The sequence below is a fragment of the Halodesulfovibrio sp. genome (assembly GCF_025210605.1).
GTDB lineage: Bacteria > Desulfobacterota > Desulfovibrionia > Desulfovibrionales > Desulfovibrionaceae > Halodesulfovibrio.
In genome coordinates this window covers 1-18,720 of record NZ_JAOARI010000023.1, presented here as the reverse complement: position 1 = coordinate 18,720, position 18,720 = coordinate 1, and the positions used below count along the sequence as shown (strand labels likewise).

The window sequence follows — 18,720 nt, the reverse complement described above, 5'->3', positions numbered from 1 at the left end:
GTATATCTCCTAAGAATCTAAAGAGAGGAAAAAAATATTAAGCGATAATTGCGAGAACGTCGTCTTCGCGCATTACGAGGAATTCTTCGCCGTCGATATTAATTTCGTTACCTGCGTATTTGTTGAAAAGAACAACATCGCCAACTTTAACGGTCATAGCGATTGTGTTGCCATTTTCAACACGACCAGGACCGGCAGCAACGATCTCACCACGAGAAGGTTTTTCTTTGGCAGTGTCAGGAATGTAGAGACCGCCAGCAGTCTTCTCTTCAGCTTCAAGGCGTTTTACCAGAACTCGATCGCTCAGTGGCTTCAGATTCATAAGTATAAACCTCCAACATAATGTTACTATCTAAATTCTGACTGCTACAGCAAAGTGTGTCAGCCTCGTGCTTTGTCACATACTCCGGTTTAAAAAAAGCCGTTATATATCAGGAAAGACAAAGCAACCAATTACTATTTAAATCAGACCCGATGAAATAATTCCATCGAGATGGATACTTATTCAAAACTGTCAGGGAGTATAAATCGGTTTTCATAATTGAAAAGGGGGCGAAGTAATTTTTTTTTACTCTTTTTTGCTTTATACTGAAAAAACAAACCATTACGAGTTTTATTTTTTCTACATATACCCGCCGATTTCAATGCAGATTCAGCGCATCAGCTACCCACAACCTGCACTGAGCAAAAAATACATTCTAATTCCCCAAACAGGAGCACGGCTATAGCGTACCCAACCTAAACTCACAAGCACTAATCGCGCAACGCACAGTTATGCCCACACTTTCTACACCCAAAGATGGCTATTTTTCAAATTGAGCGAGCTCTTCGACACGAGCTTCAGCTTCTTCCCACTTGAGCATCACTGTTTCTTGTTCAGATGCTAAAACTTCAAGGCGGGCTGTCGTTTTTTCAAACTCTTCTGGGCTGCTGGCATACAATTGCGGGTCTGCAAGTTTCGCTTCCAAGGTTGCCTGCTCTTCTTCCATGTTTTCAAGAGTTACTGGAATCTCATCCAGCTCCTTGCGAAGCATATCCAGCTCACGCTGTTCATTATACGATAATTTTTTAGGCTTTTCTGCGTCTTTTTTTGCTTGCGCTTTTTCTTGAGCTACTTTTTTGTCGCTATTTTTTTCTACTTCGAGAGACGGACGCTGACGCTGCCAATCGTCATAGCCGCCCACATACTCATTAACAACGCCGTCGCCTTCAAACGCGAGTGTCGATGTTACCACGTTATTCACGAATGCACGGTCATGGCTGACAATGAGTACTGTACCCGAAAATTCAACAAGCTGCGCTTCGAGCAACTCAAGCGTTTCTACATCAAGATCGTTTGTCGGTTCGTCAAGCACCAGAACATTACACGGCTGTGTAAACAACTTAGCGAGCAGCAAGCGGTTGCGCTCTCCACCAGAAAGCGTGTTCACCGTCATATTCATTCGTTCAGGGTCAAAAAGAAAATCTTTCAGATACCCCACAACATGCTTACGAACGCCACCAATCTCTACAGTGTCGTTACCATCCGCTACGTTATCACGCACAGATTTCTCTTCATCCAGCACATTGCGTAACTGGTCGAAATACGCAATTTCGAGCTTCGTACCATGGTGAATGCTTCCAACCTGCGGAGTCAGTTCTCCAAGAAGCAAACGTAATAATGTTGTTTTACCTACGCCGTTAGGACCTATCAACGCGACTTTATCGCCACGAGAAACAATTGTTGAGAAGTCTTTGATTACGGGCTGAGTGGCATCGGGATACGTATATGTTACATGTTCTGCTTTCACCACAACTTTACCGGAGCGGTCAGCAACCTGAACAGCCATGCCCACATTGCCGGAACGCTCACGACGCTTTGCACGTTCTTTACGCAAATCCTGTAAAGCTCGTACACGTCCCATGTTTCGAGTCCGTCGCGCTTTAATACCTTTACGAATCCAAATCTCTTCTTCCTTGAGCTTTTGATCCATGCGACGCCATTCTTCATCTTCTGCGTGAAGAACCTCTTCCTTACGAACAAGGAAGGTATCATAATCACAAGACCAGTCTGCAAGATGTCCGCGGTCAAGTTCAACAATGCGGTTAGCAACTTTGCGTAAAAACATCCTATCGTGAGTAATCAGTACTAAGGATTTTACGTAGCGCAATAAAAATTCTTCAAGCCATGTAATAGATTCCACATCAAGGTGGTTGGTAGGCTCGTCAAGCAGCAACAAGTCCGGTTCAGAAGCAAGGGCACGCGCAAGCATGGTGCGACGCTTCACCCCGCCGGAGAGAGATGAAAATCCTGCATCAGCATTGAGCTTAAGGTGATTTATCACTGTCTGGATTTTTTGATGCAATTCCCAGCCACCTTTTGCATCCAGAACCTGCTGCGCTTTAGACATCGCAGCCAATGCTGCATCAGCGTCGTCACCAGTATCCAGCAACACGGAAGCATCGTGATATTCCGCAAGTGCTACGCCCAATTCTCCAAGACCGGAAGCGACTACGCTATATACGTTGCCTGTAATATCCTCAGGCACTTCCTGAGAGAGCATTGCAATCTTTAATCCCTGCTGGCGCGCAACAACACCGCTATCCGGCTTAATATCGCCGAACATAAGCTTCATAAAGGTAGATTTACCAGCGCCGTTACGACCAAGAAGGCAGACCCGTTGTCCTTCTTCTATTTGCAAGCTCACACCAGACAGCAGCTGTGGTCCACTGAGAGTAAGCGAAACATTCTGAATACTTAAAAGTGCCATATATTATCTCCAAACCGAACATACATAAATTTCAGCTCTGTGTTGTATATGGGGGAACGATAATTCGCAAGGAAGCAATATGAAGAGGTCGTTTTCAACAGACAAAATACTCTTATTGCTTCTTGGAAGAACTATTCTTCAATGATACCATTCAGGCAAATGGAGGAAAAAATAGTATGCGAGTGAAACCTATTGAGCATCTTATATCTACACTAACTGAGCAGGCAAAACAGATTGAACAGCTAGAAATACTTGCAGCAAAGCTCGTGCAAGACCCGCAGAGTGTTCAACGCTACCGTGCAGTGCTTGAAGAAAAAGCACGATTACTCGCAGGGCTGGCTCAACTCGCACTCCCTATCACCAAAAAAATGCCGTCAGAAGATGCTACAGAACTCCAGCAGATGTTGAATAAATTTTCCCAAAGTGCAGCAACGTCCCTACGCATCGGGTCACCGTTTTATATGTCCGCCCTTCTCTACCCTCAAGACCACCGGCAAGGGCAACCCAACGACTTGGAGTTGTTCATCGAACAGTTACAGCAAATGCAATAGGACAGTCGGACAGGTGAAAGGTTGCCTCCGGCGGCTGGGCTGAAAACTTTAAAAAGTTTTCCCCCAGACCCCCTTTCAAATTTTGTAACTGCGATACGCTTCTTTTTCTTTTGTGGATTGCGGCTTATGCACCACTACATTAGTGGATTATTTTTTTTAATTTGTGCCGTTCAATACTAAAAAATCTGCTCTTCAATTGAAGAGCAGATTTCTTATTTCATATATGCTATGATGTTGAAGGCTTGGCAAAATCGTTCAACACCTTTTTACGTCAGCTTAGCTTTTCATGTTAACGAACTGAAGCGGAATACCGTAGTCGCCTTCACGAAGCATAGCGATTACGGACTGAAGATCATCAAGTTTTTTACCAGTCACGCGCAACTGGTCATCCTGAATCTGCGCTTGCACTTTAAGTTTAGACGCTTTGATTTCTTTTACCATTTTCTTAGCGAGATCTTTTTCGATTCCTTCCTTAAAGACAACCTCACGCTTAAGCGCACCTTTAGAAGTCGGCTCAGGGTCTTTAAATTCAAGAATCTGTGGATCTACTTTACGACGCAGGCAATGTGTTTTGAGCATCTCTGCTACAGCTTTCATTTTAAGCTCATCAGCTGCGAGAATGCTGAGACGCTTGTTGCCTTTATCAAGACTGATTTCTGTTGTTGTGCCACGAAAATCGTAACGAGTTTCAACTTCTTTCTTTACGTTGTTCACAGCGTTATCAAGTTCCTGCAAATCAACTTTGTTCACTACGTCAAAAGATGGCATAAAAATATCTCCTGCTATGGCTGACTTTCGTCAGCATCTTGGATTTTCTTTTCTTCTATTCTCAGCTTTTGCAACTTACGCGGAGAATGCGGCTGTTTAAGCACGGTACGTGATGCTGGTCGTAAATTAAGTACTTCCAGCTTACCAGTACTCTTTTCAGTAGGTTTAGATACAACCTGTGCCTTTACTTGTGGGCTACCCGGCATAGTCTGACGCGCAGGACGATTCTTCGGTGTAGTTTGTTCTGCACCAAGTACAGAACCCTTTTTGCGAATACGTTGCGGACGCGGCTGTTTCTTCAACTTTGCCGGTTTTGCAGCAATGCTGCGCTGCTTTGCACTGTAATCAAAATCTTCCACGTAGCAACAAGTAATATCATCTCCGAGCGCTCGCTCCAATGTTTTCATCATCGGTGCATCATCCGACGACACAAAAGTAAAAGCACTTCCTGTAGCACTGGCTCTACCCGTTCTGCCAATGCGATGAATATATGTATCCACCGTTGGCGGGAAATCGTAATTAATAACATGAGAAACGCAAGAAATATCCAACCCGCGGGCGGCAATATCTGTAGCAACAAGAATAGAATACTTACCACGACGAAATCCGCACATGGCTTCCTGCCGTCTTCGCTGACTCAACTTTCCTTGCAAACAGGTGACAGTAAACCCTGCGTTGCCCAGTTGCCGCCATAAGCGTTTCGCACCGTACCTCGTCCGCACAAAGACGATCAAAGACTGAAAAGCCATCGAACGTAGAATAGTTTTCAAAAGAGGTGTTTTCAAATGCTGGGGTACGGGATAAATTGCGTGTGAAACAGTTTCAACAGGCGCAATGGAGTCAACTTGAATATGAAGAGGGTCAGACATAGCATTGTTTGCCATCAACTCCAGCTCATCCGGCATTGTAGCAGAAAACAACAACGTTTGATTTCGCTGTCCAGTCAGTTGCAGTATTTGCTGAATATCTTCAATGAACCCCATATCGAGCATCATGTCAGCTTCATCAAGAACCAGCATATCTACTGTCGATAAATCAATGGATTCACGACGCACATGATCGAGCAGTCGTCCCGGGCAGGCAACGACAATATCAACATCACCTTTCAATTGCTGACGCTGTGTATGTAAGCCGACACCGCCAAAAACAGTTACGCACGTTATGTCTGTTTTACGGATCAACTGTTGAATATCTGAAGAAATTTGCATTGCCAGTTCGCGTGTAGGCGCAACAATAAGAGCACGCACCCCGTTACCGGAACTTGTCAGTAATCTATGAAGCATGGGAAGTACAAAGGCTAATGTCTTACCTGTGCCTGTTCGCGCAAGCCCAAGCAGGTCGCGCCCTGCTAATGCAGGTGGAACTGCTTTATCCTGAATAGGGGTTGGCTCGGTAAAGCCTAAATTCGAAATGGCATCCAATAGCAAAGGATGCATGGAAAAATGCGCAAAACTCACAATTCAATCCTTGAAAAACGGTAATAACAAAACCTTGTACATCCCGTTGACAATACCCTGCTGCCCCTTCGAGCGCAATGCTTAACAGCACACATCTTATCAATTTATTTACGAAAACGCTTTCATTACACTCTGTTTTTGTAGACAGATTCCATCTGAACAGGTACTCTTCTTGAATATTATTAGTTACTATTACTAAGCAGGTTCAATGAAAAAACTTTTTGAAAAATTTGCACTCTCCTTTGCACGCCAGCGCACTGATATTGAAATCCCCGGTAGCCCTGAACGCTGCCTTGCGCGCTTCGTTGCAGAAGATACTGAGGGTAACCTCTGGCTTGTTGAAAAACTAAAAGATAAACAAGCAGGATGGCGCAACACCGTCGGAACATTACTGGCAGAAATTCAACAATCCGGCGTGCCGCATATTCTTGCCCCTGCACGGACACCTGAAGGCGAGTCCATTGTTGTGCTCGATACTATAGCATACCAAATGACACCGTTCATAATAGCCAGCACCCTCCCCCGCCCCGCCTATTGCGCGGATAAAGAACGAGGACGCGCCATAGGCGAATTTATTCATGCATTACAGCAGGCAGGCAGACGCATCAAAACGCCTGCGAACTCGACTCCGGCGTTACCGGAATATGTAGCAGATATAACCGACACAATACGAAAGCGCAGACCAGATATTGCGCGTCAGCTCGAAGACATTTTGCCGCACTTGGATATTTTTTTTGCTGAACAGGATTCAATCCCCCTTGCACTTGCCCATGGCGATTGTCACCCGCTTAATATTCTCTGGCAGGATACAAATATTGCAGGAGTGATAGACTGGGAGTTTACCGGAGACAAAATAGTTCTGTATGATGCTGCAAATTGCATAGGGTGCGTCGGTATGGAGCACCCCAACTGGCTAATCAACGGTCTTGTGCCTGAACTTATTAAAACACTCATTACAAAAAACAGTGAGTTCGCAGCAAACATACACCACCTCATCCCAGCAATTATCGCATTGCGGTTTGCGTGGCTTTCTGAATGGTTACGCAAAGGTGACACAGAGATGCAAGAACTTGAACTTGATTACATGAAACTATTGGTTACTAGCCGAAGTGAAATAGAACATTTCTGGAAGCTTCAATATACACAGTAAGACTCTTTTTATCCTTCGGTTCATTTTCCCCTGTGCTACACTTTTAGGTGTATCTAAAAGGAGAACATACATGTTTCGATGCAAAACTGTAATTTTAGCACTATTACTGGTGGGCACTATGCTAAGTTTTTCTACACAAGCCAGTGCTGAAACCAAAGCTACCGCTGTTTTTGCAGGAGGTTGCTTCTGGTGTATGCAGCCTGCTTTTGACAAAGTTCCCGGTGTACTGGATACCGTTGTAGGTTACACAGGCGGTACCACAGCAAACCCTACTTATGAACAAGTAGGCACAGGCACTACTGGACATTTTGAAGCGATAAAAGTCGAATATGACCCTGAAAAAGTTACATATAAAACACTGCTAGATGTTTTTTGGCATAATATAGACCCGTTTGACACAAAGGGACAGTTCTGTGACGTCGGTTCAACATATCGCAGTGCAATTTTTTATGAAAACCCTTCACAGGAGAAACTGGCGATTGCCAGTAAAAAAGAAGTAGAACAGCGTTTCAAACAAAGTGCCGCAACCAAAATTCTCAAAGCAAATCAATTCTGGGCTGCGGAAGACTATCATCAGGACTACTACACTAAAAATCCTGTACGCTATAAATTCTACAGGTATCGCTGCGGCAGAGATGCCCGCCTCAAAGATGTCTGGGGAAGCGAATACCAACACGCTAAATAAGGCATTCTTTCGTACGTCTTACATTCAAAAAACTAGTACCAACAAAATTTCGCCCCATCTTAACTTAGATTAGCGAACAATGGTGGTTATTCAATAGGCTGTAGGGCAAATGGCTTACAGCCATTTTTGATACAAAAAAAGCCGGAGATAATATCTCCGGCTCTTCCTAAGAGTTATTCTTCATCTACGTTGAAGGACATCCATTCAAACATTAATCTGATTTCTTCAGCACGCAAATCGAACTGTGTTCGATTGCATAAGTCCCTTACATTACGCATAAAGGCTTTTTTAACCTCACGAAGAAGGACATGGTCGCCTTGCTCAGACAACGGATAGCCACCACGTGAGATGCCAACAAGAACAAAGTTAACATGCGCCCTGCCAACCGGCACACCAGCTTCTACGCATTTGTCACGCACGTTGCGCGATGTATTTGTGAGGAAAAAGCCGTTCTCATTTACCTCATCAACAATAAATTGCAGTAGCTGACTGTAGTGTGCAGGCATCAGCAAAGGAACATCTGTCAACCGATGCACTCTAAGTGCAAATTCAAAAAGTTCTGGGTGCTGTGTTTTAAATTCTGCCCTGACACTTGTTTCTTCCGGTTCATCATGCCGTCCCGGATCATACACATATCCCGGAACAACATTGGAAATCTCCAATTCATCAAGCTCAAGCGCCTCTAAAAATTCGCGGAATCTTCCGTAACCGAACCAATCATGCCCTGCGTCCAGTTCTTTTTGAAGATTATGCGACAACTGTGCGAGCGGCACTGGAGATGATGAATCCTGAACCATACTTTTTACAACATCTGCTCCACGGAGCAAAACGTCTGCATTGTCGTCTTCCTCGTCCTCTTCAGAAGACTGAGTTGATACCGGATAGTCGTCAAACCCTTTTTCATCGAGCGCCTGCTGCACAAACCAGTCTTCACGGATACGCCATGAACTTGCTGCTGTGTAAGCGGGCGATGCATAGCCCACGGAAAGCACTAAAGTTCGACGCGCATGCTCCTGTAATCTAATCAGAAGCGGTGTAAAATCCGCATCACCGGATAGTATAATAAATTCGTCAAAATGTGTTTTGTGGCTCAGAGTATCCATTGCATCCATAACAAGATGAATATCTGCACTTGTCTTACCTTGATTAGTAAGAGGCGGACAATCAATCACGTTAAATGCTGCACGGATAAAAAAGGGTCTGTATTGATGGTAACAGTGCGGGTTAAGATAACAGCAACGCATTAAAATACGACGACGAACTCCATCACCGTACAACATACGTACTGCATGTGTTTCCAACCACTTAAGCCAACGCTGCGGATTGGTTGCAAACACATGAGCGGCTGCGGGCTCTATCTCTTCCAAGCGCGTAAATATATTGTCAAAATCGACAAATAAAGCGCTATACACCTCCTCAAATCCATACTGATTTCGAAAACTTCTTCGATCCATATTTTCCTCATTACGGATAGAAATAACAAATCAGATTATAAAAATATAACTCTAGTTCTTATACTGATACCTGCCCAGCATAAAAATAGCAACTATGAACTCTTCCTAACTGCTTGCTCTGCAACTAAATATGCACCGGTGACAGAGTTGGTGTCGTTGATAATTTCCTCTGGAGTACCCGCAGATACTACGCGTCCGCCATTTTCTCCGCCGCCGGGACCAAGATCAATGACGTAGTCAGCTGCCATGATAACATCAGTATTATGTTCAATAACAACAACAGTTGCTCCCTTATCAACAAGTTTTTGCAATACTCTGATAAGTTTACCCACTTCGTGCATATGCAATCCAGTTGTCGGCTCATCCAATATATATAATGTCCCTGGAAGATTACGCTTGCCAAGCTCACGGGAGATCTTGATACGCTGAGCTTCACCACCGGAAAGGGTTGTCGCAGGCTGTCCAAGGCGGATATATTCAAGCCCTACATCCTCAAGAACGGACAGGCGACGTTTAAGCGTAGGATGGTTTTCAAAAAACGCTTTTGCCTGACGTACTGTCATGTTCAGCACATCGGCAATGTTTTTATCTTTATATCGAACTTCAAGAGTTTCATGACTGTAACGCTTGCCGCCGCAGACATCACAGGTCACATACACATCGGGAAGGAAGTGCATTTCAACACGAATTTGCCCATCACCGCTACACGCCTCACAACGACCACCACGTACGTTAAAACTAAAGCGCCCCGGTTTATAGCCACGCTTTTTCGCATCCGGTGTCATTGCAAATATATTTCGAATTTCATCGAATATTTTGGTGTATGTCGCAGGGTTGGAGCGAGGAGTACGTCCAATTGGAGTCTGGTCGATGGAAACAATGCGCTCAACTTCTTCCAAGCCCGCGATGCCCTTTATCTGACCGGGGTTGTCAACCTTGATAGATTTTGACAGCGCAATATGCTTGTACAAAGAATCTACAACCAACGAGCTTTTACCAGAACCGGAAGGTCCAGTAACGCAAGTTAATGTTCCAAGCGGAAACTTCACATTTAAATTCTGCAAGTTATTTGTAGTAACACCTTGCAAGATCAAATCACGTTCCGCCACTCTTCTCTCTTCTGGAACGTCAATAACCATCTCGCCACGCAGGTATTTTGCAGTAAGTGTATCTGCTCCATTAAGCATAGAGTCCACAGAACCATTAAACATAATCTCGCCGCCCAACATGCCAGAACCGGGTCCAAGCTCGATTAGAGTATCCGCTTCACGCATGGTAGCTTCATCATGCTCAACAACCAGCACGGTATTACCGCGCTTTTGCAAGCTACGAAGTGTATTAATAAGACGGACATTATCTTTTGGATGCAAACCGATGGATGGCTCATCCAAAACATACGTTACCCCGACAAGACCGGAGCCGAGCTGAGAAGCAAGACGGATGCGTTGCGCTTCGCCGCCTGACAACGTCGACATATTCCTGCTGAGGGAAATATAATCCAGCCCGACATTCACCATAAAGCCGAGACGATGTGTCAGTTCTTTCAACAACGGCTCTGCAACCACCATTTGTGACTCAGAAAAGCTCTGCTGCTGCAACCATTCGAGAGCACGCCAAATAGAAAGGGAACAAAATCCGTGGATTGAATGTTCGCCAACTCGGACAGACAACGATTCTTTTTTTAATCGCGCACCGTCACACACAGGACATGGGCGGCTTTGCCTGTAACGGGAGAGTTCATCACGCCAAGCATGACCAAACTGCATACCGCGATCGAGCAATGCCACTACCCCCGGCCAATCGCCTTGTCCTTGGAAAAGAGCTTTCCATGCTTTTGGGGAAAATTCTGAAAAAGGAGTGTCCAGCGCAAAACCGTTTTTCTTGCCCAACGCTTTCAAGTCATCCGCATAGCGTTCCATTACTTTTGGATTTTTCCATGGAAGCAAACCGCCGGATTTAAGCGAAAGCCCTTTGTTTGGTGCAAGTAAGTTTGGTTCAAAATAATCTACGGAACCAATACCGGAACAGCGGGAACATGCTCCCTGCGGGCTGTTAAATGAAAAAAGCTGAGGTGAAAGACGCGGCAAACTGATTTTACAGGTCGGACAGACGGATTCTGTCGAAAGGATTTTATCTTCACCCCCTACAACAGAAACAATCAACCGCCCTTCACCATACTTGAGTGCGAGCTCAACGGAATCCGCCAAGCGCCCCCGCAGTCCTTCTTTAATGACAAGACGATCAATAACAAGATCAATTGTATGCTTTTTATTCTTTTCAAGCTCAGGTGCATCATCAATGGTATGCATTTGCCCATTAATGCGTACACGCACAAAGCCCTGCGCCTTCATCTTTTTGAATCTGTCGGCATGAGTACCTTTTTGATGCTCAACAAGTGGAGCCAGCACTATAAATTTAGTACCGGCTTCAAGCTCTAAAATTTCGTTAATAATTTCATCAGCAGCGCGCGCCGCAATAGGTTTGTTGCATTTCGGACAGTACATTGTCCCAAGGCGAGCATAAAAGACACGTAAAAAGTCATATATTTCAGTTACCGTTCCCACTGTAGAGCGCGGATTTCGGGTAGACGCTGTTTGCTCCAAAGAAATAGCAGGAGAAAGCCCCTCAATTTTGTCCACATCCGGCTTATCCATTTGTGGCAAAAATTGACGTGCGTATGCGGAAAGTGATTCCACATAGCGGCGTTGTCCTTCTGCATACACAAGGTCGAACGCAAGTGTGGATTTACCGGAACCGGATGGACCGCACACAACTACAAGTTCGTCTCTCGGAATATCGAGAGTAAGATCTTTCAAGTTATGTTGGCGGGCACCTTCAATATGGATCACATTATCTTTGGTCATTTGCTGTCTCATAAAGGCTTTATACTATTAGTAACTGATTATCATTAAGAGATGAACACTAGCACTATGTAATCAGTTATCCAGTTTATGCAACCCTTGAATTGTGGAAAAGCACATTTGGCTTAAAATAACCAAACAGTCAGAATATAGCACCCACAACGTAGCAGCGCACAATCAAATTTTACGACAAACAACGTAGCCAGCCTTGCAATCTGCTTTGCGCATTTCATCCTTCTTCACTATTAAATTTGCATTTTCTATCCTTTTTAACAGCGAATTTCTGCTATATTCAACCGCAGCCATACTCGTTTATTTATTTTCATCATTGTAAAATCTAATTCCTTCACCCCAAAAATTTCATAGTTATTCTCACTCCCCCTCTTCATCACTGTTTTTTGCATTAATCACCAGTCTGCTCTCTCAAAGCCCACCGATAGAACAAGAACTAAAACACCTATGAATTATTATTCATAAAAAGGTTACACATACAGCATTCTATATCTCCACGCAAAAGCGAAGCATCGCATTAGATTTAACAAATTCATCTATATCAACCCCACCACTTATCAGTATTTACTCACTGACAGATAGACACATAAAAGGAGAGAAACACAATAAATTAATATCTAGAGTTTTCTAAGTAGTTACTTACTATTTTTATCATTTTATTTTTTGCATTCTATATTTCATAAACACTTTTTAACTACATCTATCTTCTAAAATATAAAATAATTCATCCAATACTCCATTTCCGTATCGAACTTTCATTTTTTTATTTTGAATGCTATTTGAAAAAATTCATAAACAGTGTTTATTGCATCGAAAGTTTACTTTATCGCTCTGCAATAAAATAGTTTGAACTTCTATCAATTCAGCAACAAAGAATTGCTATAGAGTATTATGTAATTTTAAATGGAGATTTTATGAGTACCATAAAACGCGGCACGTCTGGTGACGACGAAATTATTATAGAAACAGGTACTGGAGTCGTCTTCGGAGGAGGCGGCAATGACACTATAGATGGAACTAACAGCAGCATGCTTATAGCCCACGGTGAAGATGGCGAAGACATCATTACTGGTGGACGTTACAATGACTTTATTAATGGTGGCAATGGAAATGACACTATTAATACAGGAGACGGATACGATATTGTTTATGGCGGAAAAGGGAATGACACCATTACTGCCACGTATAGGGATAATAATATTTATGGAGGAACAGGTAACGATGATATCACTGCTGGTGGCGGTGCTGATACTATAGACGGTGGTGACGGAAACGACATCATTAAAGCTGGAGATGGCAGTAACACCATTACTGGTGGAAAAGGGGATGACGTCATCTATGGTGGAAGTAATACAGACACATACACTTTCAACATTGGAGACGGGCACGACACCATTTACGAAAACACTAAAAATGTATCTGCATCAGGATATTCTAGTGACGAAATCATCTTCGGTGCCGGAATTTCTAAAGAAGACCTTGTCTTCACAATAGATGGTGATGATTGGCTCATTACATTCAAAAATAACTCAGATGATTCAATCCGAATTAAAAACGTAATGACCCAAAACTATTCTGGAATTGATTATCTTAAATTCATAGATAACTCTAGAGTCAGCACCTCTTCAATTGAGTTTAGCTCAAACAGCCATACTGAAGAGGCTGATACAATTGATATGTCTGATTTTGTCAAGCCTGCAACGATTAATGCTTCGGAAGGTGATGACTCCATTACAACCCCTAAAAACAGAACAACCGTTTTTGGTGGAAATGGCAATGACGTCATCACTGCTACTTATGGCAACAACACAATTTATGGCGAAGATGGTGACGACACAATCACTGGCATGTACTCTGATTACATCAGTGGCGGCACTGGGAATGATACTATCATTACAGGAAACGGAAACAACACAGTCTATGGCGGAACTGGTTCCGACACCATTACTACCGCGAGTGGTAGTAATAAAATCTATGGTGAAGAAGGTAACGACAACATCACTGCTGGTGGCGATGCTGACACCATAGACGGCGGTGCCGGAAACGATACCATTAAAGCTGGAGATGGAAGTAACACCATAACAGGTGGACAAGGAGATGACGTCATCTATGGCGGAAGTAATACTGACACCTACATATTCAACATTGGAGACGGACACGACACGATTTATGACAATGCCCAAAACAAGTCTGCGTCAGGATACTCTAGCGATGAAATTATCTTTGGTGGCGGTATCTCTAAAGAAGACCTTGTTTTCACAGTAGATGGAAACGACTGGGTCATTACGTTCAAAAACAGCTCAAATGATTCAATTCGAATTAAGAACGTAATGACCCAGTACTATAGTGGAATTGATTATCTCAAATTTGCAGACGGCTCTAGGTTCTCCACATCTTCAATTCAATTTAATTTGCATAACCTTACTGAAGAAACTGATACGATCGACATGTCTGATTTTGTCATGCCGACAACCGTTAATGCGCTGGGTGGTAACGACTCCATCACAACAGGCAAAGAAAAGACAACAGTCTTTGGCGGAAGCGGCAGTGATACCATCACCAGTTCTTACGGCGAGCTTATTGCCTATGGTGAAGATGGTGACGACACTATTACTGGTAATAGATACGCAGATTCCATCAGTGGTGGCGATGGAAACGATACTATCAACGCAGGCGGCGGAAACGATACAGTTTATGGCGGAGCAGGTAATGACACCATTACTGCCACGTATGGTGACAACAAAATTTATGGTGATAAAGGTGACGACAATATCACTGCTGGTAGCGGTGCTGACACCTTAGATGGTGGCGACGGAAACGACACGATCAAAGCTGGAGATGGCAACAACACCATAACAGGTGGAAAAGGAGATGATGTCATCTATGGCGGAAGCAATGCTGACACATACATCTTCAACATTGGAGACGGGCACGACACGATTTACGACAATGCCCAAAACAAGTCTGCGTCAGGATACTCTAGCGATGAAATTATCTTTGGTGAAGGTATTTCTAAGGATGACCTTGTTTTCACAGTAGATGGAAACGACTGGCTCATTACGTTTAAAAATAGCTCAAATGATTCAATTCGAATTAAGAACGTAATGACCCAGTACTATAGTGGAATTGATTCTCTCAAATTTACAGACGGCTCAAGAATCAACCCGTATTCAATTCAATTTAACGTAAGTAGCCTTACTGAAGAAACTGATACGCTTGACATGTCTGATTCTGTCGCGCCCGCAACCGTTAACGCACTCGGCGGTAACGATTCCATTATAACAGGTAGACACAGAACCACTGTATTCGGTGGAAGTGGCAATGACACCATCACCAGTTCTTACGGCGAGATTATTGCTTATGGTGAAGATGGTGACGATACTATTACTGCGGAAGATCGCAACGATTACATCAATGGTGGCGAAGGAAACGATATCATCAATGCAGGCGGCGGAAGCGATACCGTTTATGGTGGAACAGGTAATGACACCATTACTGCCACGTATGGTGACAACAAAATTTATGGTGATAAAGGTGACGACAATATCACTACAGGCAACAACGCTGACACTATCTACGGCGGTGACGGAAAAGACACGATCAAAGCTGGAGATGGCAACAACACCATAACAGGTGGAAAAGGAGATGATGTCATCTATGGCGGAAGTAATGCTGACACCTACATCTTCAACATTGGAGACGGACACGACACGATTTATGACAATACCCAAAACAAGCCTGCGTCAGGATACTCTAGCGATGAAATTATCTTTGGTGAAGGTATTTTTAAGGATGACCTTGTTTTCGCTGTAGATGGAAACGACTGGCTCATTACGTTCAAAAACAACTCAAATGATTCAATTCGAATTAAGAACGTAATGCCCCAGCACTATAGTGGAATTGATTATCTCAAATTTGCAGACGGTTCTGAAGTCGCCACATCTTCAATTCGATTTAATTTGAACAACCTTACTGAAGAAACTGATACGATCGACATGTCTGATTTTGTCATGCCGACAACCGTTAATGCATTGGGCGGCAACGACTCCATCACCACAGGCAAAGGAAAGACAACAATCTTCGGTGGAAGTGGCAATGACACCATCACCAGTTCTTACGGTGAAATTATTGCTTATGGCGAAGATGGTGACGACACTATCAACGCTAAAAACTACAACGATTATATCAATGGTGGCGAAGGAAACGATACCATCAATGCCGGAGGCGGAAACGATACCGTTTATGGTGGAGCAGGTAATGACACCATTACTGCCACGTATGGTGACAACAAAATTTATGGTGATAAAGGTGACGACAATATCACTACAGGCAGCAACGCTGACACCATAGACGGTGGTGCCGGAAACGATATTATTAAAGCTGGAAGTGGCAACAACACTATAACAGGTGGACAAGGAGATGATACCATCTATGGAGGAAGTGATGCTGACACCTACACCTTCAACATTGGAGATGGGCACGATACCATTTATGACAATGATCAAAATGTGTCTGCGTCAGGATACGCTAGTGATGAAATTACCTTTGGCAACGGAATCTCTAAGGATGACCTTGTTTTCACAGTAGATGGAAACGACTGGCTTATTACGTTTAAAAATAGCTCTAGTGATTCAATTCGAGTCAAAAACGTAATGACACAGAGCTATACTGGAATTGATTATCTCAAATTTGCAGACGGCTCTAGATTCTCCACGTCTTCAATTCAATTTAATTTAAGTAGCCTTACTGAAGAAACTGATGTTGTCGACATGTCGAATTTCGTCAAGCCAACAACTGTTAACGCATTAGGTGGCAACGACTCCATCACAACTGGTAAAGGAAAGACAACTGTCTTCGGCGGAAGTGGCAATGACACCATTGCTAGTTCTTACGGCGAGATTATTGCTTATGGCGAAGACGGCGATGATACTATCAATGCTGAAAACTACAGCGATTATATCAGTGGTGGCGAAGGAAACGATACCATCAATGCCGGAGGCGGAAACGATACCGATTATGGTGGAGCAGGTAATGATACCATCACTGCCACGTATGGTGATAACAAAATTTATGGTGATAAAGGTGACGACAGTATCACTACAGGCAGCAACGCTGACACGATTTACGGCGGTGCCGGAAAAGACACGATTAAAGCTGGAGATGGCAACAACACTATAACAGGTGGACAAGGCGATGATGTAATTTATGGCGGAAGTAATGCTGACACCTACATCTTTAACATTGGAGACGGACACGACACTATATATGATAATATTGCAGGAAGTACTGCATCTGGATATACTAGTGATAAAATTATCTTTGGTGACGAGATCTCTAAAGAAGACCTTATTTTCACAGTAGATGGAAACGACTGGCTTATTACGTTTAAAAATAGCTCTAGTGATTCAATTCGAGTCAAAAACGTAATGACACAGAGATATAGTGGAATTGATTATCTCGAATTTGCAGATGGTTCTGGAATCGCCACATCTTCAATTCAATTTAATTTGGGTAATCTTACTGAAGAAACTAATTCAATCGACATGTCAGATTTTGTCATGCCGGTTACTGTTAAAGCTTTAGACGGCAACGACTCCATCACAACTGGTAAAGGAAAGACTACAGTCTTTGGCGGAAAAGGCGATGACACCATTACTAGTTCTTACGGTGAGATTGTTGCTTATGGCGAAGACGGCGATGACACTATCAATGCTGCAAACTACAGCGATTATATTAGTGGTGGCGAAGGAAACGATACCATCAATGCCGGAGGCGGAAGCAATACTGTTTATGGTGGAACAGGCAATGACATCATTACTGCTACTTGCGGCAACAATAAAATGTATGGTGAAGAAGGCGACGACAATATCACCACTGGCAGCAGCAATGACACTATCGACGGCGGCGACGGAAAAGACATCATCAAAGCTGGAGACGGCAACAACACCATAACTGGTGGGCAAGGAGATGATGTAATCTATGGTGGAAGCAATACTGACATCTATCTCTTCAACATTGGAGATGGACACGATACAATTTATGACAACGTTGACGAAAACATTAACACTTTCTTCCGCAATGACGTAATAAGATTTGGCAAAGGAATTACAAGCGATGATGTAATCATTGCTCAAGATGGTACAGATAAAATCATTACGTTTAGAAATAGTTCTTCTGACTCACTTCGTATTAAAAATATCTCCAATAATAATCTTAGACTCGAATATTATTCGTCAAATAGCCATTACAAGTACATAGATGGAACAAATGCTAACGACACCATCACTGCTGGTGATGAGAATGATACCATCACTGCTGGTGATGGCGACGACATCATCACTATAGGGGCTGGTCGTGACACTGTAGCTGGCGGACGTGGAAATGACACTATCTACAGTGAAAATGGTGGCGACAAATACATATTTAATGTTGGCGATGGGCACGACACAATCTATCAAAACGCACAATCATATAACGACGAGCTTGTTTTTGGAGACGGTATTGTAGCTAACGATCTTATCTTCACCGCCGACGGAAATGATTTACTCATTACCTTCAAAAATAACACTGGTGATTCAATACGTTTCAAAAACGTAATGTCACTTCCACAACACACATTAAACTATCTGCGTTTTAACGACAAAACAACTCTTGCTGTATCTGATATTCAATTTAACTTGAACCATCTTACCGAAGGTGCTGACACCTTTGATGTATCAGACATTAAAAAACCTCTCACTATCCATGCCCTTGGCGGCAATGATGTCATCAAAACTGGAGACGGCAAAACTACTGTATATGGTGGTACTGGTGGTGACACAATCTCTGCTAAAGGACAGTTGGTTGCATACGGTGAAGATGGAGACGATGAACTCAATGGTTCAAGGTATACTGATACCTTGTTTGGAGGTAAAGGAAACGACACCATTAACGCAGGAACCGGCCATAACAAAGTGTATGGTGGAGATGGCGAAGACACAATAACAGCAGGCGATGGCAACGACACTATTCAAGGTGGCGATGGCAACGACA

10 protein-coding genes are annotated in these 18,720 nt (G+C 43.3%); 4 read left to right on the top strand and 6 right to left on the bottom strand.

The annotated features are described in order from the left end of the window. Positions 1 to 37 precede the first annotated feature (37 nt). Both groES and N4A56_RS08905 read right to left on the bottom strand, forming a co-directional pair. Positions 38 to 322 (bottom strand): co-chaperone GroES, encoded by a 285-nt coding sequence (groES, locus tag N4A56_RS08910; protein ID WP_293668653.1) that lies wholly within the window; start codon positions 320 to 322, stop codon positions 38 to 40. Between the two features lie 481 nt (positions 323 to 803). Continuing rightward, entirely contained in the window at positions 804 to 2,750 is a 1,947-nt protein-coding gene (locus N4A56_RS08905; protein ID WP_295546661.1) for an ATP-binding cassette domain-containing protein, read from the bottom strand. A 176-nt stretch (positions 2,751 to 2,926) separates the two neighbouring features. Here N4A56_RS08905 and N4A56_RS08900 point away from each other — a divergent pair, with 176 nt between their 5' ends. Next, positions 2,927 to 3,301 (top strand): hypothetical protein, encoded by a 375-nt coding sequence (locus N4A56_RS08900; RefSeq protein WP_295546659.1) that lies wholly within the window; start codon positions 2,927 to 2,929, stop codon positions 3,299 to 3,301. 276 nt (positions 3,302 to 3,577) lie between these two features. Here the strand turns inward: N4A56_RS08900 and N4A56_RS08895 are convergent, their stop codons facing one another. Further along, entirely contained in the window at positions 3,578 to 4,069 is a 492-nt protein-coding gene (locus tag N4A56_RS08895) for a YajQ family cyclic di-GMP-binding protein (protein ID WP_293668658.1), read from the bottom strand. 14 nt (positions 4,070 to 4,083) lie between these two features. Next, positions 4,084 to 5,526, bottom strand: coding sequence for a DEAD/DEAH box helicase (locus tag N4A56_RS08890; protein ID WP_295546656.1), 1,443 nt, complete (start codon positions 5,524 to 5,526; stop codon positions 4,084 to 4,086). 208 nt (positions 5,527 to 5,734) lie between these two features. Here N4A56_RS08890 and N4A56_RS08885 point away from each other — a divergent pair, with 208 nt between their 5' ends. Together N4A56_RS08885 and msrA are read left to right on the top strand one after the other, a co-directional pair. Beyond that, positions 5,735 to 6,676, top strand: coding sequence for a phosphotransferase (locus N4A56_RS08885; protein WP_295546653.1), 942 nt, complete (start codon positions 5,735 to 5,737; stop codon positions 6,674 to 6,676). A gap of 70 nt (positions 6,677 to 6,746) precedes the next feature. Continuing rightward, entirely contained in the window at positions 6,747 to 7,361 is a 615-nt protein-coding gene (gene msrA / locus N4A56_RS08880) for a peptide-methionine (S)-S-oxide reductase MsrA (RefSeq protein WP_293668663.1), read from the top strand. Positions 7,362 to 7,534: 173 nt separating this feature from the next. On the opposite strand, the gene N4A56_RS08875 is transcribed toward msrA, so the two are convergent. Both N4A56_RS08875 and uvrA read right to left on the bottom strand, forming a co-directional pair. Further along, positions 7,535 to 8,815, bottom strand: a complete 1,281-nt coding sequence (locus tag N4A56_RS08875; RefSeq protein ID WP_295546650.1) for an NYN domain-containing protein — start codon at positions 8,813 to 8,815, stop codon at positions 7,535 to 7,537. Between the two features lie 92 nt (positions 8,816 to 8,907). After that, complete coding sequence (uvrA, locus tag N4A56_RS08870; RefSeq protein WP_295546648.1) at positions 8,908 to 11,679, bottom strand: excinuclease ABC subunit UvrA; 2,772 nt, start codon at positions 11,677 to 11,679, stop codon at positions 8,908 to 8,910. A gap of 923 nt (positions 11,680 to 12,602) precedes the next feature. Between uvrA and N4A56_RS08865 the strand changes: the two genes are divergently transcribed. Beyond that, on the top strand, positions 12,603 to 18,720 hold a 6,118-nt coding region (locus tag N4A56_RS08865; protein WP_295546646.1), incomplete at its 3' end, for a calcium-binding protein.

Excerpts from the sequence above, each read along its gene's own strand:
- N4A56_RS08900 (WP_295546659.1), top strand. The coding sequence starts at position 2,927 with ATGCGAGTGAAACCTATTGAGCATCTTATATCTACACTAACTGAGCAG.
- N4A56_RS08885 (WP_295546653.1), top strand. The coding sequence starts at position 5,735 with ATGAAAAAACTTTTTGAAAAATTTGCACTCTCCTTTGCACGCCAGCGC.
- msrA (WP_293668663.1), top strand. The coding sequence starts at position 6,747 with ATGTTTCGATGCAAAACTGTAATTTTAGCACTATTACTGGTGGGCACT.
- N4A56_RS08895 (WP_293668658.1), bottom strand. The coding sequence starts at position 4,069 with ATGCCATCTTTTGACGTAGTGAACAAAGTTGATTTGCAGGAACTTGAT.
- N4A56_RS08875 (WP_295546650.1), bottom strand. The coding sequence starts at position 8,815 with ATGGATCGAAGAAGTTTTCGAAATCAGTATGGATTTGAGGAGGTGTAT.
- uvrA (WP_295546648.1), bottom strand. The coding sequence starts at position 11,679 with ATGACCAAAGATAATGTGATCCATATTGAAGGTGCCCGCCAACATAAC.
- groES (WP_293668653.1), bottom strand. The coding sequence starts at position 322 with ATGAATCTGAAGCCACTGAGCGATCGAGTTCTGGTAAAACGCCTTGAA.
- N4A56_RS08905 (WP_295546661.1), bottom strand. The coding sequence starts at position 2,750 with ATGGCACTTTTAAGTATTCAGAATGTTTCGCTTACTCTCAGTGGACCA.